Origin of the sequence: Sphingomonas trueperi, assembly GCF_040545965.1 — a bacterium.
GTDB lineage: Bacteria > Pseudomonadota > Alphaproteobacteria > Sphingomonadales > Sphingomonadaceae > Sphingomonas > Sphingomonas trueperi_C.
Genome location: NZ_JBEPMV010000001.1, coordinates 59,423 through 78,010, shown reverse-complemented (window position 1 = coordinate 78,010; position 18,588 = coordinate 59,423). Strand labels below are relative to the sequence as shown.

Annotated in this window: 22 protein-coding genes; 17 read left to right on the top strand and 5 right to left on the bottom strand. The window is 68.4% G+C overall.

Annotation, left to right across the window (positions count from 1 at the left end; translation table 11 throughout):
• Positions 1 to 110: 110 nt before the first annotated feature.
• From ABIC35_RS00405 to ABIC35_RS00390, 4 genes are all read left to right on the top strand, one after another.
• Positions 111 to 1,079 (top strand): threonine ammonia-lyase, encoded by a 969-nt coding sequence (locus ABIC35_RS00405; protein WP_121078182.1) that lies wholly within the window; start codon positions 111 to 113, stop codon positions 1,077 to 1,079.
• Positions 1,051 to 1,263 carry a hypothetical protein gene (locus ABIC35_RS00400; protein ID WP_121078180.1) on the top strand — a complete coding sequence of 71 codons (213 nt, stop codon included), beginning with the start codon at positions 1,051 to 1,053 and terminating at the stop codon, positions 1,261 to 1,263. The genes ABIC35_RS00405 and ABIC35_RS00400 overlap by 29 nt, the downstream gene beginning before the upstream one ends.
• On the top strand, positions 1,245 to 1,433 hold the full coding sequence (locus ABIC35_RS00395; RefSeq protein WP_121078178.1) for a hypothetical protein: 189 nt from the start codon (positions 1,245 to 1,247) through the stop codon (positions 1,431 to 1,433). The genes ABIC35_RS00400 and ABIC35_RS00395 overlap by 19 nt, the downstream gene beginning before the upstream one ends.
• Positions 1,434 to 1,666: 233 nt before the next feature.
• The gene (locus ABIC35_RS00390) at positions 1,667 to 2,554 is read left to right on the top strand and encodes an alpha/beta hydrolase (RefSeq protein ID WP_121078176.1); all 888 of its coding nucleotides are present in this window, start codon (positions 1,667 to 1,669) and stop codon (positions 2,552 to 2,554) included.
• Between the two features lie 13 nt (positions 2,555 to 2,567).
• Here ABIC35_RS00390 and ABIC35_RS00385 read toward each other — a convergent pair whose 3' ends face one another.
• Positions 2,568 to 3,224: an alpha/beta hydrolase gene (locus ABIC35_RS00385; protein WP_064313821.1), complete on the bottom strand. Its 657-nt coding sequence runs from the start codon at positions 3,222 to 3,224 to the stop codon at positions 2,568 to 2,570.
• A gap of 92 nt (positions 3,225 to 3,316) precedes the next feature.
• Here ABIC35_RS00385 and ABIC35_RS00380 point away from each other — a divergent pair, with 92 nt between their 5' ends.
• Genes ABIC35_RS00380 through ABIC35_RS00370 form a run of 3 tightly spaced genes read left to right on the top strand, consistent with a single transcriptional unit; the run spans position 3,317 to position 5,837 of the window.
• Entirely contained in the window at positions 3,317 to 4,393 is a 1,077-nt protein-coding gene (locus tag ABIC35_RS00380) for a cysteine desulfurase family protein (protein ID WP_121078174.1), read from the top strand.
• The gene (locus tag ABIC35_RS00375) at positions 4,390 to 5,508 is read left to right on the top strand and encodes a cysteine desulfurase family protein (protein ID WP_121079516.1); all 1,119 of its coding nucleotides are present in this window, start codon (positions 4,390 to 4,392) and stop codon (positions 5,506 to 5,508) included. The genes ABIC35_RS00380 and ABIC35_RS00375 overlap by 4 nt, the downstream gene beginning before the upstream one ends.
• Positions 5,505 to 5,837: a 2Fe-2S iron-sulfur cluster-binding protein gene (locus ABIC35_RS00370; protein WP_121078172.1), complete on the top strand. Its 333-nt coding sequence runs from the start codon at positions 5,505 to 5,507 to the stop codon at positions 5,835 to 5,837. The genes ABIC35_RS00375 and ABIC35_RS00370 overlap by 4 nt, the downstream gene beginning before the upstream one ends.
• Positions 5,838 to 5,840: 3 nt before the next feature.
• Here ABIC35_RS00370 and ABIC35_RS00365 read toward each other — a convergent pair whose 3' ends face one another.
• Positions 5,841 to 6,032, bottom strand: a complete 192-nt coding sequence (locus tag ABIC35_RS00365; RefSeq protein WP_147425896.1) for a hypothetical protein — start codon at positions 6,030 to 6,032, stop codon at positions 5,841 to 5,843.
• Positions 6,033 to 6,120: 88 nt separating this feature from the next.
• Between ABIC35_RS00365 and ABIC35_RS00360 the strand changes: the two genes are divergently transcribed.
• The 8 genes from ABIC35_RS00360 to ABIC35_RS00325 all read left to right on the top strand — a co-directional run bounded on the left by ABIC35_RS00360 (position 6,121) and on the right by ABIC35_RS00325 (position 13,403).
• Positions 6,121 to 8,796, top strand: a complete 2,676-nt coding sequence (locus tag ABIC35_RS00360; RefSeq protein WP_121078170.1) for a bifunctional [glutamine synthetase] adenylyltransferase/[glutamine synthetase]-adenylyl-L-tyrosine phosphorylase — start codon at positions 6,121 to 6,123, stop codon at positions 8,794 to 8,796.
• A gap of 10 nt (positions 8,797 to 8,806) precedes the next feature.
• Positions 8,807 to 9,277: a peroxiredoxin gene (locus ABIC35_RS00355; RefSeq protein WP_121078168.1), complete on the top strand. Its 471-nt coding sequence runs from the start codon at positions 8,807 to 8,809 to the stop codon at positions 9,275 to 9,277.
• On the top strand, positions 9,274 to 10,077 hold the full coding sequence (locus ABIC35_RS00350; protein ID WP_354278141.1) for a ferritin-like domain-containing protein: 804 nt from the start codon (positions 9,274 to 9,276) through the stop codon (positions 10,075 to 10,077). Before ABIC35_RS00355 ends, ABIC35_RS00350 begins: the two co-directional genes overlap by 4 nt.
• A 123-nt stretch (positions 10,078 to 10,200) precedes the next feature.
• The gene (locus ABIC35_RS00345) at positions 10,201 to 11,376 is read left to right on the top strand and encodes a M23 family metallopeptidase (RefSeq protein ID WP_121078166.1); all 1,176 of its coding nucleotides are present in this window, start codon (positions 10,201 to 10,203) and stop codon (positions 11,374 to 11,376) included.
• Positions 11,377 to 11,416: 40 nt separating this feature from the next.
• A complete protein-coding gene (gene erpA / locus ABIC35_RS00340) occupies positions 11,417 to 11,761 on the top strand; it encodes an iron-sulfur cluster insertion protein ErpA (protein WP_121079512.1) in 345 nt (114 codons plus the stop codon).
• Between the two features lie 10 nt (positions 11,762 to 11,771).
• On the top strand, positions 11,772 to 12,542 hold the full coding sequence (gene xth, locus ABIC35_RS00335; protein ID WP_121078164.1) for an exodeoxyribonuclease III: 771 nt from the start codon (positions 11,772 to 11,774) through the stop codon (positions 12,540 to 12,542).
• A 223-nt stretch (positions 12,543 to 12,765) separates the two neighbouring features.
• Positions 12,766 to 13,044 (top strand): hypothetical protein, encoded by a 279-nt coding sequence (locus ABIC35_RS00330; protein WP_147425895.1) that lies wholly within the window; start codon positions 12,766 to 12,768, stop codon positions 13,042 to 13,044.
• 95 nt (positions 13,045 to 13,139) lie between these two features.
• The gene (locus ABIC35_RS00325) at positions 13,140 to 13,403 is read left to right on the top strand and encodes a hypothetical protein (protein ID WP_121078160.1); all 264 of its coding nucleotides are present in this window, start codon (positions 13,140 to 13,142) and stop codon (positions 13,401 to 13,403) included.
• A gap of 49 nt (positions 13,404 to 13,452) precedes the next feature.
• Here ABIC35_RS00325 and ABIC35_RS00320 read toward each other — a convergent pair whose 3' ends face one another.
• Complete coding sequence (locus ABIC35_RS00320) at positions 13,453 to 14,610, bottom strand: N-acetyltransferase (protein ID WP_121078158.1); 1,158 nt, start codon at positions 14,608 to 14,610, stop codon at positions 13,453 to 13,455.
• Positions 14,611 to 14,761: 151 nt separating this feature from the next.
• Between ABIC35_RS00320 and ABIC35_RS00315 the strand changes: the two genes are divergently transcribed.
• Positions 14,762 to 15,868 (top strand): fatty acid desaturase family protein, encoded by a 1,107-nt coding sequence (locus ABIC35_RS00315; protein ID WP_121078156.1) that lies wholly within the window; start codon positions 14,762 to 14,764, stop codon positions 15,866 to 15,868.
• A gap of 124 nt (positions 15,869 to 15,992) precedes the next feature.
• Positions 15,993 to 16,784 (top strand): polysaccharide deacetylase family protein, encoded by a 792-nt coding sequence (locus tag ABIC35_RS00310; protein ID WP_121078154.1) that lies wholly within the window; start codon positions 15,993 to 15,995, stop codon positions 16,782 to 16,784.
• 45 nt (positions 16,785 to 16,829) lie between these two features.
• Here the strand turns inward: ABIC35_RS00310 and ABIC35_RS00305 are convergent, their stop codons facing one another.
• Together ABIC35_RS00305 and ABIC35_RS00300 are read right to left on the bottom strand one after the other, a co-directional pair.
• Positions 16,830 to 17,375 (bottom strand): PEPxxWA-CTERM sorting domain-containing protein, encoded by a 546-nt coding sequence (locus tag ABIC35_RS00305; protein ID WP_121078152.1) that lies wholly within the window; start codon positions 17,373 to 17,375, stop codon positions 16,830 to 16,832.
• A gap of 118 nt (positions 17,376 to 17,493) precedes the next feature.
• Complete coding sequence (locus tag ABIC35_RS00300; protein ID WP_121078150.1) at positions 17,494 to 18,588, bottom strand: hypothetical protein; 1,095 nt, start codon at positions 18,586 to 18,588, stop codon at positions 17,494 to 17,496.

The following is an 18,588-nucleotide window of genomic DNA, read 5'->3' as shown; positions in this document are numbered from 1 at the left end:
TGCCTTGCGGTTGGAAGTCCCATGGGGCAGCGGAGGAGCGCACATATGCGCGTCGGACCCCCGTGTAAAGTGATTCCGGGGTCCGTTTTTTCACGGTGAGAGGATGCCCTGTGACGATTCTGCGACAGCCCACCCGCGCTGGGGTCCGCGATGCCGCCGCCAAAGTCGCGGCGATCCTCCCGCCGACGCCTTTGCTGGTGCAGGAGGTGCGCGGCGTGCCCGTGGCGTTCAAGGCGGAAAGCCTGCAGCCGATCGGCGCCTTCAAGATCCGCGGCGCGTGGCATCGGCTGACCGCGTTGGACGAACGGGTGCGCGACAAGGGCGTGGTCGCATTCTCCTCGGGCAACCACGCGCAGGGCGTCGCGTGGGCGGCGAAGCGGCTGGGCATCCCGGCGGTGATCGTGATGCCGTCCGACGCGCCCAAGGTGAAGCTGGAGGCGACGCTGGCGCTTGGGGCTGAGGTGGTCCGCTATGATCGCCGCACCGAAAGCCGCGAGAAGATCGCCGAGCAGCTCGCCCACGCCCGCGGCGCCGCGCTGGTGCCGAGCTTCGACGATACCTGGATCATCGAGGGGCAGGGGAGCGCCGGGATCGAAGCGGCGAAGCAGATGGCCGAGGCGGGGTTGGAAGGCCCGACTCGGGTGCTGGTGCCCTGCGGCGGCGGCGGGCTCTCCGCCGGACTGGCGCTGGCGCTGCCCGAGGCGGAGATCTACCCCGTAGAGCCCGAAGGCTGGGACGACATGCGCCGGAGTCTCGAAGCGGGTTGGATCGAACCGGTTGGCGACAATCCGCCGCCCACGGCGTGCGATTCGCTGCAGACGCAGCGGGTTTCTCCGCTTACCTTCGAGGTGCTTGCCCGGCGCGGTGCGACCGGCATCGCGGTAAGCGAGGCTGAAATCCGGGCGGCACAGCGCTGGGCGGCAGCGAAGTTGCGGCTGGTGGTGGAGCCGGGCGGGGCGGCGGGAATCGCGGCACTGCTTGCTGGAAAACTATCCGCGGAACTCGGAACGCTGGTGATCGTTTCGGGCGGCAATGTCGACCAGGAGGACTATGCGCGCGCGCTCGGGGGCACGGAATGATCGCGGTAATCCGATCGGCGGGGCAATCGCCCAAGTCGCCAGCATCGGCACGCTGGCGCTCGGCCATTTCCTCTGGTTCGCGCTGCGGATCGCGTATCGCAGCGATCCCAAGCTCGCGGCGGCAGCTGCCTGCTGCTGCGTCTGCGTCGTCACGGGCGTGACCGTATGGGCGGTGGTGACCTGAGCGGCCTTTCCGGCCTCTATCCGCTGACGATGGGCATCGCCATGCTGGCGGTGTTCGCGCTCGCCTGGGGCGGGGTGACGGTGCTCCGCCGCGGCGACCGGCAGCGCGGCGTGCTGATGCTGGTATGTGCGCTGGTAATTTTGACCAACGTGCTGATCTGGACGGTCTGATCCTTCAATCCTCCCCTGGAAGGGGAGGTGGCATGCCGAAGGCATGACGGAGGGGCGTCCACACTGGTAGCGTCGTCCACGCCTTGAACCAGGACACCCCTCCACCGCGCCTTCGGCGCGGTCCCCCTCCCCTTGCAGGGGAGGATCTTCGGCACGTTACATCTTGCGACCTTTTTCGAGTCGACCCGCCCATTCCCCTCGCGATACCTTTCGCCCGCAGCAGGAGAGCCAGGATGCGCGCGATCGGATGGGTGGTAGCCGGACTGTTCCTCGCGGGTCCGCCCGTGCTCGCCCAGCAGCAGGTCGCGCCGGCGACGCCCTTCGCCTTCGCGCCGAAGCGCAATCTCGCCTATGGCGCCGCGCCCGAGCAGAAGCTGGACTACTACCCGCCGACCGTCCCCACCCGCAGCGCGCCGCCGCTGATCGTCTTCGTCCATGGCGGCGGCTGGGAGCATGGTTCCAAGGACAATGCGACCGGGGCGGCCAAGATCCGGCATTTCACCGGCGAGGGCTATGCGTTTGCCACGATCAACTATCGGCTGGTGCCCGGTGCCACCGTCGAGCAGCAGGCGCAGGACGTGGCCGCCGCGCTCGCCTGGCTGGTGGCGCATGCCCGTGAGCTCGGCTTCAATCCGGGCCGCATGGTGCTGATGGGGCATAGCGCGGGTGCGCATCTCGCCGCGCTGGTCGGCACCGATCCGCGCTACATGCACGCGCAGGACCTTATGCTGGACCAGCTGCGCGGCGTGGTGCTGCTCGACGGTGCGGCCTATGACGTTCCCGCGCAGATGGCCGAGGCCGGACGCTTCATGCGGCCGATCTATTCCGAGGCGTTCGGCAGCGATCCCGCGCGGCAGCGCGCACTGTCGCCGATCGCGCATACCAAAGGACCGAACGTGCTGTCGTTCCTGATCCTGCACGTCCAGCGCGAGGACGGCACGCGCCAGTCCGAAGCGCTCGCCAAGGCGCTGCGCGCGGAAGGATCGAAGGTGGAGGTGCAGGGCTTTGAGGGCCAGGGCCTGCGTGGCCATGTCGCGATGAACCGGCAACTGGGCGAGGCGGACTATCCCGCCACCGCCGTGGTCGATCGCTGGCTCAGCGCGACCTTCGCGCCGCGCTGAGCCGCAAGGATCCTCAGCGGATCGGGCAGTTGGGGTCGAGCCGCATGTCGAGATAGCGGTCGACCGAACCCATCAGCTGGTCCATCTCGTGCTCGAAGAAATGGTTCGCGCCCGGGATGGTGTCGTGGTGGATGGTGATGTGCTTCTGGGTGCGCAGCTTGTCGACCAGCTTCTGCACCGCACCCGGCGTGACCACCTCGTCCTGCTCGCCCTGAATGATGATGCCCGAGCTGGGGCAAGGGGCGAGGAAGGTGAAGTCGAACATGTTCGCCGGCGGCGCGACCGAAATGAAGCCGCGGATTTCCGGGCGGCGCATCAGCAGCTGCATGCCGATCCAGGCGCCGAAGCCGAAGCCCGCGACCCAGGTGGACGACGCCTCGGGGTGGAAGCTCTGCACCCAGTCGAGCGCGCTGGCGGCGTCCGAAAGCTCGCCAATGCCGTTGTCGAAGGTGCCCTGGCTCTTGCCGACGCCGCGGAAATTGAAGCGCAGCGTGGCGAAGCCGCGACGCTGGAAGGTCTTGTAGAGATCCTGGACGATGCGGTTGTTCATCGTGCCGCCCGCATTCGGGTGCGGGTGGAGGATCATCGCGACCGGTGCGCGCGGGCGCGGCGCGGGAGCGAAGCGGCCCTCGAGGCGGCCTTCGGGTCCGGGGAAAATGACTTCGGGCAAGGCGGATCCTGTTCAATAGGGAGATGCGCGGTGGAGCGCAGGAACATGGTCGCTATATAGGCAGCGGGTCCCTTCACGCAATTGGAACGCCATTGGCCGCTCGACTCTATCTGGATCACGCCGCGACGACCCCGATGCTGCCGGAAGCAGTCGCAGCGGTGGTCGAAGGCATGCAGCGCTGGGCGAACCCCTCCTCGCCGCATGGCGACGGGCGCGCAGCGCGGGCGGTGCTGGAGGATGCCCGGCGCCGGATCGCAGCGGCCTATGGCTGGGCGCACGAGCTGCTGCTGACCAGCGGCGCGAGCGAATCGCTGGCGATCGCGATGAATCGGAGCGTCGCCGAGCGGCGGCTCATCACCGCGGTGGAGCATGATGCCGTGCTGCGGCTGGGCGAGGGCGCGACGGTGCTGCCGGTGACCGCTGGCGGGCTGCTGAACCTGGATGCGCTGGCGGCCGCGCTGCAGGGCGAGGGCCAGACGCTGGTGTGCGTGCAATGGGCGAACAGCGAGACCGGGGTGCGCCAGCCGATCGCGGCGATTGCCGACATTGTGCACGGCGCGGGCGGGCTGCTGCTGGTCGATGCCGCGCAGATGCCAGCGCATGCCGATGCCGAGGTGCTGCGCCATGCCGATCTGGTCGCCGTCTCCGCCCACAAGCGCGGCGGGCCGCCGGGGATCGGGGCGCTGCTGGTCCGCGATCTGGGCGTGCTGCTGCCGACCGGCGGCCAGGAAAAGGGCTATCGCGCGGGGACCGAGAACCTGCCCGGCGCGCTCGGCTATGCGGCCGCCGTGGCGGTGCCCGAGGATATGGCGGAAATGGCCCGGCTGCGCGCGGGGCTGGAGGCGGCGATCCTTGCGGCGGGCGGCGAAGTGGTGGGGGCGGAGAGCCCCCGCAGCCCGCTGATCGGGGCCTATCGGATGCCGGGCGTATCCTCCGCAGCGCAGCTGATCCGCTTTGATCTTGCGGGTGTCGCCGTGTCGGCGGGCAGCGCCTGTTCCTCGGGGAGCATGCGGCCCAGCCATGTGCTGACCGCGATGGGCTGGACCGAGCCTGCGCTGCGCGAAGTCGCGCGGGTCAGCTTCGGGCGGAGCACCACGGAGGCCGAAGTCGATCGCTTCGCCGAACTGTGGCGCGCGACCTTCCTGGACGCACGGGCGCGGGCGGCATGATCTATCTCGACTATCAGGCGACCACGCCGCTCGACCCCCAAGCGCTGGCCGCGCTGCTGCCCTGGCTGGAGGCGCTGCACGCCAATCCACATTCTCCGCACGCGCCGGGCCGCGCGGCGCGGGCGGCGGTGGAAGTCGCGCGCGCGCAGGTGGGGGCGCTGCTGCCGGCGGGGGGAAGCCTCGCCTTTACCAGCGGCGCGACCGAGGCGCTCAACTGGGCGATCAAGGGCACCAGCGGGCCCATCGTCACGCTGGCCACCGAGCATGCGGCGGTGCTGGACACGGTGGCGGCGACGGGGCGGCCGGTGACGGTGCTGCCGGTTGGTACTGACGGGCTGGTGGATCTGGCGGTCGCCCGTGCGGCGATCGTGCCGGGCACCGGGCTCGTCGCGGCGATGCTGGTCAACAACGAGATCGGGGTGATTCAGCCGATCGCGGAACTGACGGAGATCGGCCATGCGGCGGGGGCGCTGTTCCTCTGCGACGCGGTGCAGGGCTATGGTCGGGTGCCGATCCCGCCGGCGTGCGACCTGGTGGCGATCTCCGCGCACAAGATCCACGGGCCCAAGGGCATCGGCGCGCTGTGGGTGCGCGACGGGGTGACGCTGGCGCCGCTGCTGCACGGCGGGGGGCAGGAAGCGCTCGGGCGCTCGGGGACGCTGTCGCCGGCGCTGTGTGCCGGGTTCGGGGCTGCGGCCAAGGTGGCGGCGATGCGAGCCGAGGCCGACGCAGACCATGTCGCCCGCTTGTTCGCACTGGCCGCCGAGCGCCTCCAACTATCCCCCCACCCTCCCGCAAGCGGTAGGGGGACTGCAGGATGGACCCTCAACGGCTCCGCCACCCACCGCTATCACGGCAATCTCAACCTCCGCCGCGACGGGCTCGACGTCGCCCTGCTGATGTCCGACCTGCGCGACATCGCCTTTTCTGCCGGCTCGGCCTGCGCCAGCGGCTCGGGGCGGCCGAGCCATGTGCTGCGCGCGCTTGGGCTTTCGGACGCGCAGGCGCGTTCCAGTATCCGCATCGGCTTCGGCCGGATGACTTCCGAGGAGGAATTGATGACCGCACTCGACCGTATTTGCGCCGCCGCCGACGCCCAGCGGGTAGCCGCATGATCCGGGTGCGGTTCGAAGCGGCGAGCGGCGCGGTGCAGGAAGTGCAGGCGCCGCCCGGCGCGCGGCTGCTCGAAGTGGCGCAGAATGCCGGTCAGCCGCTGGAGGGGACGTGCGAGGGGCAGATGGCATGTTCGACCTGCCATGTGATCGTCGCGCCCGCCGATTTCGAGCGACTGCCGCCGGCGAGCGAGGCGGAAGAGGATATGCTCGATCTCGCAATGGGCGCGGTGCGGACCAGCCGGCTGGCCTGCCAGATCCTGCTCACCGAGGCGCTGGACGGGCTGACGGTGCGCATGCCGAGCGCCCACCGGGACATGCAGGGGCGGTGACGCCTACCAGTGGCAGCGAGGGTCGCGGTCGTTCAGCCTGGCGAGCAGCACCGCCATGTCCTGCGGCAGGCCGAGGTCGCGCGCATAGGCATTGGCGATCGCCCGACCGATCCCGTCGCACGCACGCGGCGGCTCGATGCGACAGGGTGTCGCTGCGTCTGCCGCCCGGGCCTTGGAGGGAGTTGTCTGAACCACGCTCCCCCAACGGCCCTGGGGCGCTTTCGTTGCTTGCGATAGTTGCGTTTCATCGCAGATTTACGGTTTTTGGACGACAGGTTTCCGCGTGACCGATTCCGACATCTCCGCCGCGCTGGCGCGTATTTCCGAGCATTCCCCGTTTCTTGGCGTCGTCTTGGGGCGCGAGGGCGACATTGCGGAGAACCCCGCCGCCGCGCTTGCCGACCCGATAGGTGTCTCGTCCGCCCCGACCCGGGACATGGCCGAGCCGCAGGCGCTGCGCATCCAGCGGCGGCGGCTGGCGCTGATAGCGGCGATCGGGGACCTCTCCGGCGCCTATGACTTCGGCCGCACCACGCGGCTGCTCAGCGACTTTGCCGACGACGCGCTCGACCGCGCGATTCGCGCCGCGATCCGCGAGCGCACCCCCGATGCCGAACCGCAGGGCTTTGCCGCGATCGCGCTGGGCAAGCAGGGCAGCCGCGAGCTCAATTACTCGTCGGACATCGACCCCATCCTGATCTTCGACCCCGCGACGCTGCCCTGCCGCGCGCGCGAGGTGCCCGAGGAAGCGGCGGTGCGGATCGCGCGGCGGGTGCTGGAGATCCTCCAGGCGCGCGACGGCGACGGCTATGTACTCCGCGTCGACCTGCGGCTGCGCCCCTCGCCCGAGGTGACGCCGATCGCGCTGCCGGTGGAGGCGGCGATCAGCTATTATGAGAGCCAAGCGCTGCCCTGGGAGCGCGCCGCCTTCATCCGCGCCCGTGTCGCCGGTGGCGACGCCGCGCTCGGCGAAAGCTTCCTCGATGCGATCCGTCCCTTCGTGTGGCGGCGCGCGCTCGACTATGGCACGATCCGCGAGATCCAGGAGATCTCCCGCCGCATCCGCGACCATTACCAGCAGGGCCAGCGCTTCGGCCCCGGCTATGATCTCAAGCGGGGCCGGGGCGGCATCCGCGAGGTCGAGTTCTTCGCGCAGATCCACCAGCTTATCCATGGCGGCCGAGACCCCGCGCTGCGCGTGCCCGCCACCCGCGATGCGCTCGCGGCGCTGGCGGCGGCGGGGCGGATTGATGCGGGCGAGGCGGCGGCGCTCGACGAGGCCTATGTGTTGCTCCGCACGATCGAGCATCGCCTGCAGATGATCGACGATCGCCAGACGCATACGCTGCCGAGCGATCCGGCGGCGCTCGACCATGTCGCGCGGCTGCACGGGGTGGCGGACGGCGCGGCGCTGATCGCGCTGCTCCAGCCGCATGTCGAGCGGGTCGGCCGCATCTACGACGCGCTGGCCGAGGCGGGCGGCAGCGGGCTGCCGAGTGACCCCGACACGTTGGGCGAGCGGCTGGCGCAGGCGGGCTTCCCCGATGCAGACGTCGCGCGCCGCGTGGTGGAGGGCTGGCGCGGCGCGACCTATCCCGCGCTGCGCAGCCCGGCGGCGCAGAGCGCGCTGGAGGCGGTGCTGCCGACGCTGATGGCGGGCTTCGGCGACGCGCCCGATCCGCAGCATGCGATCACCCGCTTCGACGCGATGCTCAAGCGGCTGCCGAGCGCGGTGAATATCTTCCGCCTGCTCGAGGCGCAACCGGCGCTCACCCGGCTGCTCAGCGCGATCCTCAGCCATGCGCCGACGCTGGCCGAGCAGCTCGGACGCCGCGCGGAACTGCTCGACGGGCTGATCGATGCCAGCGCGCTCGCCCGAGTGGGCGACGTGCCCGAGCTCGTCGCGGCGATGGCGGCTGCCGAGCGCGGCGCGGACTATCAATGGCGGCTCGAACATGTCCGCCGCATCGTCAACGAGAAACGCTTTGCGCTCGGCGCGCAGATCGTCGCGGGCGCGAGCGATCCGCTCGAAGTCTCCGCCGGATACGCTCGGGTGGCCGAGGCCGCGATTGAGGTGCTGACGGCCGCCACGGTGGAGGAGTTCGCCGGCCAGCACGGCCACGTGCCCGGCAGCGAGCTGGTGATCCTCGCGCTCGGGCGGATGGGCGGCGGCGCGCTCACCCACGCCTCGGATCTCGACCTGATCTACCTGTTCACCGGCGACTATGCCGCGGAATCGGACGGGCGGCGGCCGCTCGGCGCCGTCACCTATTACAACCGGCTGGCGCAGCGGGTGACGGCCGCGCTCTCGGTGCCCACCGCCGCCGGCCCGCTCTACGAAGTCGACACGCGGCTGCGGCCCTCGGGCACCCAGGGGCCCTTGTCGGTCTCGCTCGAAGGCTTTGCGACCTATCAGGAAAAGGACGCCTGGACCTGGGAGCATATGGCGCTCACCCGCGCGCGGCCGGTGTTCGGCTCGGCGGCGGCGCGCGCGCAGGTGCAGGCGATCATTCGCCGTGTGCTCCACGGCGCACGACCCGAGCGCGACATCCTCGCCGATGCCGCCAAGATGCGCGCCGATATGGCCGCGCACAAGCCGCCGGCGGGCCCGCTCGACGCCAAGCTGCTCGACGGCGGGCTGGTCGACCTGGAGTTCGCGGTGCACGTCCAGCAGCTCTGCCATCGCACCGGCTTCGATCCGCAGCTGGGCAAGGCGATCGACGCGCTGGTGGCGCAGGGGATCGTGCCCCCGGCGCTGCGGCCGGCGCACGATTTCCTCACGCGCCTACTGGTCACGCTCCGGCTCGTCGCCCCCGACGCACAGCCGCCGGGCGAGCGCACCCGCGCGCTGATCGCCCGCGCGCTCGGCCTGCCCGATTGGGAAGCGGTGGTTGCGACGCTCGATGCGACGCGGCAGGAGGTGCGCCAATGCTGGGCCGATATTCAGGCCGGCAACTGACGGAGACCAGATGATGAGCATCGAGCAGGGCGACGCGCTCCCGAAGGGCGTGCTGGTAGCGGCGGACGGGAGCGACATCGCGCTTCCCGAATGGGGCGCGGGCGCGCCGTTCGTCCTCTATTTCTATCCGAAGGACGATACCTCGGGCTGCACCCGCGAGGCGCAGGACTTCACCGCGCTGATGCCGGAGTTCACCGCGCTCGGGGTGAATATCCTCGGCATCTCGAAGGATCCGCCCGCCAAACACCAGAAGTTCACCGCCAAGTATGACCTCACCGTGCCGCTCGCCACCGATGAAGGTGCGCTGATGGAGGCGCTGGGCGTGTGGGTCGAGAAGTCGATGTACGGCAAGAAATATATGGGTATCGAGCGCTCGACCTTCCTGTTCGACGCGTCCGGCAAGCTCGTCCGCGCCTGGCGCAAGGTGAAGGTGCCCGGCCACGCCGCCGAGGTGCTGGAAGCGGCAAAGGCGCTCGGGTGACCGAACGACGCAGCGTGGGCGAAGCGGTGCGGGCGGTGCTCGACGCCGCCGACCCTATCGACAAGGTGATGAAGGCCCGCGCCGCCGCACGCGACTGGCGGCTGGGCCGGCTCGACTTCCGCTTCGACGTCGCCATGCCGGATCGCCCGGCGCGGCCGGAAGCGCCCGAGCTGCTGCCGCCCAACCGCATGCCCAAGCGCGGGAAGGGCGGTTCCGAACGCGGGCGGATCGCGCTGATCCATGCGCTGGCGCATATCGAATTCGTCGCGATCGACCTGGCCTTCGACCTGATCGGCCGCTTTGGCGCACAATTCCCGACCGGCTTCACCGACGACTGGATGCGCGTCGGCGCCGACGAGGCGATGCATTTCGCGCTGCTCGACCGGCGGCTGCGCAGCCTCGGCAGCCATTATGGCGCGCTGCCCGCGCATGATGGTCTGTGGGATGCCGCGAGCGAAACCGCACACGATGTCAAGGCACGTTTGGCCGTTGTGCCAATGGTGCTGGAAGCGCGCGGACTGGACGTCACGCCGGCCACGATCGAGCGGTTCGAGGCGGCCGGCGACACGGTCACATCGAAGATTCTGACGCGCATCGTCACCGATGAGGTACGTCACGTAAGGGCTGGTACGGAGTGGTTTGAGTCGGCCTGCAAGGCCGACGATTGCACACCCGAAACGACCTGGCACGCGCTGGTCCGCACCCATTTTCACGGGGCCGTTAAGCCGCCGTTCAACGACTCGGCGCGCGAAGCAGCCGGTCTGACGCGGGATTACTACCAAGCGCTTGCCGCTGGCTGATTATCCTCCAAAAGAGTCCCCAAGCGGGACGGCGAGGTCAGGGGCTGCCCAATCCGTCCGCATCATCCTGAAGTAGAAGGTCGGGTCGCACCGGCTTCGCTTCCATGAATGCGCCGGGGACTCATGGCTGTACCGTCTGAACGCAAGAACGACGAATTCGCACGCAAGTTCCGGGACTTCTTCACCACCCGCGATGTGATTCTCCACGAAGGCGGCAAGCTGCGCCGCTTCAGCGTGGGCGGCCGTTCGCAGGCGCTGTTCGCCACCGCCGCGACGCTGACCGTGCTCTTCTCCGGTTATGGCATGTCGCAGGCGATGGCCGGAGCGATCGCCTATACCGCGCCGGTGGCGGGTTCGCCCGAGGCGCAGGTCGCCGCGATGCGCGCCGAGGTTGCCCATATGCGCGCCGAAGTCGCCGCCGCCAAGGACGCCGCCAAGCTCCAGGCCGCCAAGATCGAGCAGCGCCAGGCGGTGCTGAACGCCGTTGTCTCGGGCAAGGCCGATCGTTCGGTACTCGAAGCCGATCTCAAGGCGGTGCCGCAGCAGACCAGCGCGCTGACCGACGAGATCGTCGCGCCGCTGCGCAAGGTCGAGGCGCGCCAGGTCGCGCTCGCCGCGCAGGCGCAGAAGGTGGGCGAGGCGCGGGTCCGCCAGGCCGCCGCGCGCATACAGCATCTCGGCCTTGCGCCCAACCGCTTCGTCAAGGTCAATGTCGCCATGGGCGGCCCGTATGAGCCGGTCAGCGACGAGGACGCCGCTGCGGCGACGACCGCCGATGCCGACGCGCAGTTCCGTTCGCTGTTCGAGACCTGGAAGAAGCTCGACTCGATCGAATCGAGCACGATCGCGATCCCGTCGATGCAGCCGGTGCAGCATGTCAGCTTCACCTCGCATTACGGCGTCCGTTCGGACCCGTTCCGCGGCACCGCGGCGATGCATGCCGGCGTCGACATCCCCGGCCAGATGGGGACCCCGATCTACGCGACGGCGGACGGCATCGTCTCCCACGCGGGTCGCCAGGGCGGCTATGGCAATCTGGTCGAGATCAACCACGGCCATGGCATGGAAACCCGCTACGGCCACCTCTCGAAGATCCTGGTGGCGGACAATACCCGCGTTCGCCGCGGCCAGATCATCGGCCTGATGGGCTCGACCGGCCGCTCGACCGGTACGCACCTCCATTACGAGGTCCGTCTGGACGGTCGCGCGATCAATCCGATCCCGTTCATCCAGTCGGGCGAATATATCGCGCAGGCACCGGTTGCCGGCGGCGTCGGCGGTCCGCGCGGCCAGCGCTGAGCGCATTGCCGGACGGGCATGGGCGCATTATCTGACGCCCATGACGACGACCATCGACCAGCCCACCATCGCGCTGACGCCCGCCGCCGCGGCGCGCGTCGCCGCGATCGCCGCCAAGCAGGCCAAGCCCGCCATTCTGCGGCTTTCGGTGGAAGGCGGCGGCTGTTCGGGCTTCCAATATCGCTTTGGCCTGGCCGAGGAAGTGGACGCTGATGACAGTGTCGCCGAAGTCGACGGCGTGCGGCTGGTGGTCGACCCGGTCAGCCTCGACCTGGTCCGCGGCGCGCAGGTGGATTTCATTGACAATCTCGGCGGCGCGCATTTTGCGGTGACCAACCCCAATGCGGCATCCGGTTGCGGTTGCGGCACCAGCTTCTCGATCTGAGCGCAGCCCTTTGAAAATCGTCAGCTACAACGTCAACGGCATCAAGGCGCGCATCGATCGCCTGGTCGAGTATCTCACCGAGCAGCAGCCGGACATCGTGTGCCTGCAGGAGCTGAAGAGCTCCGACGATACTCTGCCGGTCGCCGCGATCGAGGCGGCGGGCTACGGCGCGGTGTGGCACGGGCAGAAGGGCTTCAACGGCGTAGCCATCCTCGCCAAGGGCCAGCAGCCGGTCGAGCGCCAACGCGGCCTCGCAGGCGATCCCGAGGATGCGCATAGCCGCTATATCGAGGCCGAAGTCGGCGACCTGATCGTCGGCGGGCTGTACCTGCCCAACGGCAATCCGCAGCCTGGCCCCAAGTTCGACTACAAGCTGCGCTGGATGGACCGGCTCTACGATCGCGCGGCACAGCTGCTCGCCGAGGAGCGGCCGGCGATCCTGGCCGGCGATTTCAACGTCATTCCGAACGACGACGACACCTTCTCGGTGCGCGCCATGGCCGAGGATGCGCTGATGCAGCCGGAATCGCGCGAGCGCTACCGCATGCTGCTCGCCCAGGGCTGGACCGATGCGCTGCGCACCCGCTTTCCCAAGGGCGGCGTGTGGACCTTTTGGGACTATCAGGCGGGCGCCTGGCAGCGCGACGCGGGCTTCCGCATCGACCATCTGCTGCTCAGCCCGCAAGCCGCCGACCGCTTCACCGGCGCCGGCGTCGACAAGGACTATCGCGGCCGCGAAAAGGCCAGCGATCATGCGCCGACCTGGGTGACGCTGCGCTAGGCACGGCACGGCCGGCTTTCTTTTCTTCCGACGTGGCGGCGCGGTTGGCGTGTAGCGCCAACCCTTGGCTAGTTATGCCGTATTATGGCACCATGACACTTCGGTGAATTCTGCTAAGTCATTGAAAACAAGCGTCGGTGGAAACTGGCACAGGTCCTGCAATACTTCGAGGTACCGGCGAAAGCGAAGGAGCGTCGGCCCTTGAAGCAGACAGGAACCTGACATGAGCGCAATTCGCACACCAAAAATCCTCGGCCTGATACCGGCCGCCGTGCTGCTCGCCACCACCCTCACCGCGGCGGCATCGGCTCAGGCTGCATCGGAGCCCGAGCAGACCAAGGCGGCCGCGAAGAAGGACCTTCGCTCGCTGGACCCGATCGCCCGACGGTTCGTCTGGTGCGTCGAGCGCAAGGCGGCCGACGGCTCGGACAAGAAGATCAAGCAGTGCAAGACCCGCGAGGCCTGGATCCGCGAAGGCAACGACCCCTTCCGCGAGTACTGATCGCCCGCAACCACCGCTGACAATTCAAGACGCGTACCAACCCCCGCATCGCGTGCGGCGGAACGATCCCGCACGCCTATTTCAGGAGAAGAGACATGACCAAGTTCGCTCGTACCGCTCGCATCGGCGCCACCCTGTTCGGCGCTTGCGCCCTGGTCGCTATCGCCGCCGTCCCGGCCAGCGCCGCATCGGACAAGGAAAAGCGCGTCGAAAGCGCTGCAAAGACCGCGGCCGGTTCGGTCCGGGTCTGCGTACAGTCCGAGGCGCCGACCGGCACCCGCATCGCACCGCCGCGCCAGTGCAAGACCCGCGATCAGTGGATCAAGGACACCGGCATCGACCCGCTGGCGACCCGCTAAGCCGTCGGCCGGCAGCGGGCGGGAAGACCGCCCGCTGCCACCGCGGACCTTACAGCGCCTTCTGGTAGATCATATATTCGCGGTTGATCTTACTTTCGATCGCATCGGCAATCGCGATCATCCCCTGGTTGTCGTCGAGGATCCAGCCGATCTCGCCCCGGCTCGCGCCATAGTTGGCCACCGACGCGCGGCGGATATATTCGATCATCATGAAGGCCAGCTGGCTCGCCATGCGCGAGCTCTGCAGCCGCTTCACCACGCCCATCAGCGGCACGCGCATCGTCCGCGCCTTGGGGCGACGCAGCCACAGCAGCAGCTTGATCCAGCCGAACGGCAGCAGCGATCCCTTGAGCGGCTTCAGCGGCTCGTTGAGGTCGGGCAGGGTGACCATGAACGCCACCGGCTCGCCGTCATATTCGGCGATGCGGATCAGGTCGTTGAACACCAGCGGCTTCAGCTTCTTGCCAACATCGTCCACCTCGGGCTGGGTGAGCGGCACGAACCCCCAATTGTCCCCCCAGGCATCGTTGAGGATGGAGAGGATGATCGCGGCTTCCTCGGCGAACTTGGCCTTGTTCACCTCGCGGATGCGGATGCGCGCATTCTTCTCGCCGGCGGCGACGATGCGCTGCACGATCGGCGGGAATTCCTTGCTGATATCCAGCTCATAGGTGACCAGCTTCTTGGCGGGGCCATAGCCCTGCGCCTCGATCCAGCCCTGGTAGCGCGCCGGATGGTGGCCCATCAGCACGGTCGGCGAATGGTCATGGCCCTTCACCAGCAGGCCGGGCTCTTCCCAGATCGACAGGCTCACCGGGCCCAGCGCCTTGGTCATGCCCTTGGCGCGCAGCCATTCCTCGGCCTGGGCGATCACCGCGGCGGCGACCTCGGCGTCCTCGGCCTCGAACAGCCCCCAGAAGCCGGTGCCGGGGCCGAAGCCCTGCTCGGGCGGCATCTGCAGCGCCAGCGTGTCGATATGCGCCGAGATGCGGCCAACGACCTTGCCGCCGCGCTCGGCGAGGAACAGCTGGCCTTCGGCGTGGCTGAACCAGCCATTCTTCTTCGGATCGATCGTCCCCGCCACTTCGTCGCGCAAGGGGGCGACCCAATTGGGATCGTCGCCGTTCAGGCGGTAGGCGAGTTCGATGAAAGCCTTGGTATCCGCCTTGCCCGAAACGGGCCGGACCGTGAGATCGGCGCTTGCCACGTGCAGTGTCCCCAGAAAAACTTGATGTGGCGCAATGCAGTCTTGCTTCGGGAGGCGCCTGTCAAGCTATACGCGGCAGTGCAGCGCCTTGCCCTTTACGGGCCCTGTAATGCCACCTTGTAGCCACTATCTAAGGCCAATGGCACTACCCATGACCCAATCGCTAGCCTTCGATCATCCGGACGCACCGGACGCCGAAATCTCGGCGACGATCGCGCGCATCCGGCTCTCGGGCGTACCCGACGACCGCGCGATGCTGCGCGCCGCCGCGGAGCTGACCCGCGATCTCCACACGCCCAACAAGGCGATGTACTGGACCGACTGCTTCCTTTCGGCGGCGATCGGCTATGCCGGCATGGCTACTGCGATGTTCGCGGCCTCGCCCTGGGTGGCGGTGATTGGTGGCATCGTCGCGGTGCTGGCGCTCTACCGCGCCGAGCTGTTCATCCACGAGATCACCCATCTCAAGCATTCGCTGCTGCCGGGCTTCCGCACCGCGTGGAATGCGTTCGTCGGCGTGCCGCTGCTGCTGCCCTCGTTCATGTACGAGGGCATCCACACGATCCACCATGCCCGCACCCGCTACGGCACCGATCAGGATCCCGAATATCTGCCGCTCGCGCTGATGAAGCCGTGGACGCTGCCGCTGTTCCTGCTCGTCTCGGTGCTGATGCCGATCGGGCTGCTGCTCCGCTTCGCAGTGCTGGCGCCGCTGTCGCTCTTCTCGCCGAAGCTGCGCCGCCTCGTCGTGGCGCGCTACTCGGGGCTGCAGATCAATCCGAAGTTCGAGCGCCGTGCGCCCGAGGGCGAGTTCCGCCGCCAGTGGTTCTGGCAGGAGCTGGGCGCGAGCCTGTTCGCGATCACGCTGATCGGCATCACCGTGGCGGGTATCCTGCCGCTGCGTGCCTTCCTCGTCTACATCGCGATCGTCGCCTGCTCGGCGGTGATCAACCAGGTCCGCACGCTGATCGCGCATCTGTGGGAGAATGAAGGCGAGCCGCTGACCGTGACCGCGCAGTATCTCGACAGCGTCAACGTGCCGGAGCCGGGCTTGCTGCCCTATCTCTGGGCGCCGGTGGGCCTGCGCTATCACGCGCTGCACCACCTGCTGCCGGCGGTGCCGTACCATGCGCTGGGCACGGCGCATCGCCGCCTGGTCGCGGCGCTGTCGACCGACTCGGTCTATCACAAGGCCAATTACCCGACGCTCTCGGGACTGGTGGTAAAGCTGGCGCAGGGCACGATGCGCCAGCGCTGATCGGCGCAGGCGACAGACAAGGGGCCGGGCACCGGGCGGTGCGCCGGCCCTTTTCTTTTTGGGCGCCGTCCTTGCGCGCCTCCGGTCCTGGGCTAGGCTAGCGTGAGGATCGGAGGAGAGGGCGATGCGACGGGTTTTCGCAGCAGCGGTGCTTTGCGCGTGGATGGCGATGCCGGCAGCTGCGCAGACGCGCTGGCCGAACGGCGCCAAGGCGGCGGTTGTGCTCACCTATGACGACGCGCTCGACTCGCAGCTCGATCACGCCATCCCGGCGCTCGATGCTGCCGGGCTGAAGGGCACCTTCTTCCTCGCCAATGTGAAGGAAGCCGATGTCGAGCGCTGGCGTGCGGCGGCGAAGGGCGGGCACGAGCTTGCCAACCACACCATCTTCCACCCCTGCACGCACGACGTCTATCCCGCCGATCCGCGCTATGTGAGCGAGGCGTACACCAGCGCCAGCATGCTCCGCGAGATCGCCCAGCAGAACGTGCTGCTTCGCGCGCTGGACGGCAAGGACCGCCACGGCTTCGCGACGCCCTGCGGGCAGAGCCTGGCGGGGGGCAAGGACTATCTGGAGGACCTGCGCAAGGCGGGCACCGTCACCTATGTCCGCGGCGTCGTCGACACACCGGCGGATGCCCGCGCCGATGTCGCCAAGGCCGATCCCATGCACGTGCCCGCGCGCGGCTTTGGTGAGGGCGCGACGGCGGCGAAGATGATCGCCTATGTCCGCGAGGCGGAGCAGGGCGGCGGCTGGGCGGTGTTCCTGTTCCACGGTGTCGGCGGGGATTACTCGGCCGTGCCCGATACCGAGCACCGCGCCTTCGTCACCTGGCTGGCACAGCATCGCAGCGACGTCTGGGTCACGACGCTGCAGGGCGCGCTCGACTGGGCCAAGGCGCACCCTGCGCGCTGATCGGGGGCTCGGCGCTCCCCCGCTTGGCAGGAGGGCGCGGGGCGATCAGGCGAACCGGACGCGCATGCTCCGCCGCTGCCGCAAGGCGGCACCGACCAGCCCGAAGCCGCCGATCATAAGCGTCCAACTCGCCGGCTCCGGCACCAGCTCCGCGCGGAAGCTGCTGGGGCTGTTCGCGAAGAAGTTAGCCGACGTACTTTGCATGATTGCAATGTCGACATAGTTTGAGAGGCTGTAGAAATAGCCCGTATACGGCTGATAGTTGGCCACATCGCCATCGGAGAACAGGAAGTTGTTCTGCGTTCCGTCCAGCGATGCGACGGCAGCGTTGCCGGTCCATGACGTATCGGACAGGTTGAAGGCGAAGTTGTATAGCGCGCCGTTGCTGTTGAACGCGGCGCCGTCGACGAACACATAGATGTTCGAGAGATTGGTGATCAGGTTGCCGTTCAACGTGCCGTCGAACGTGCCGGTCACCACGCCCGAGCCGGGTGTCGACGTCAGATGTGCGGAGAATTTGAAATGCTGTTGGGCATGGGCAGTTCCCGACAGCAGCAATGCCACGCCGGCGCCTAGAAGCGCTTTTCGCATGAATCCTCTTCCGTGTTGGGAACGGGTTCTCCCGCTCCCACTTGCCCCCGGCGCTATATATTCATGGAATTGCATGTTAGTCCAGGGGCACGTAGGCGGTGCCGTCAGGGCCGCCTGATCAAGGCCGCTCGCCCAGCTTCAGCCCCATCGCCGACCAGGGAAGGATCGACCAGTCCGGCGCGTCGCAGGCGCGCTGCACGCGGGCGAAATAGGCGCCGAGCCACAAGCCCTTTTCCGAGAGCGCCCAGCCGGGGAAGTCCCACACTTCCGGATCCGAATAGTCGCAGCCGTCCTCGTCGCCCTCGGCCGGCTTTGTCATCTCCTCGGGATGATAGCGCCGGAGAAGCGCCACCACGCCCGGCGCGAAGCGCTTGCTGCGATAGCTGTACCAGGCATCGCTCTCTTCCGCGGGAACCGGTGTCGATCCGAAGTGGAGGAGGTCGTCGAGCTGGAGCTCGCGGCCGGTACGCATGTCGAAGCTGTGGCCGGCGGTGGCGAAGTCCGGATGCGCGGTGCCGGCGCAGCTCCAGCTCGCGTTCCACACATAGCTCATGTGGTTCGCGCCCAGCCACGGCTTCTGTGCCTCAGCGACATCGGTGCCGGGGCCGCCCTCATAGCCGATGCAGGCGAACCAGGCGGAGACGTCCTGCCACTGGTTGCGGGCGAGCGCATGGTTGACCGCCGCCAGGGCCGGTGCGGCATAGCCGCTCTCGATGCGGAACAGGCGCATGCCGGACAGCGGCTCGCGGTACCAACGGATCGTCTTGCCGTTGATCGTCTCCGCCTGCTGCGGGGTGAGCTTCAGACCTGTCAAATGCCACCGCTCATAGGCGCTCAGCTTGGGCGGGAGGTCGGCCGGCAGCCCCTCCGGCGCGCCCGCCGGGCGTAGGGCCACCGGCAGGCGCTTCGCCTTGGCGGTGGTCAGCGTGCCGCTGAGCGTCGCGCCGGTGCGGGTCAGATGCAGCTTGTCGCCGGTCACCCGCGATTCGAGATCGAGCGTCTGGCCGCGGACGCTGCCCGAAAGATCGATGTCGAGCCGCGAACTGAGGTAGAAATACTGGCCGGACACCTCGGCCTTGTCCTCGCTGAGCGTCATCACGATCCGCGCCGTGCCGACGCTGCCTTGGTAGAGCTGCTCCTGCGCGGCCCATGCGGCGGCAGGGGCAAGGGCCAGCACGGTGGCGGCGAGCAAGCGGACGGTGCGTCGGTACAT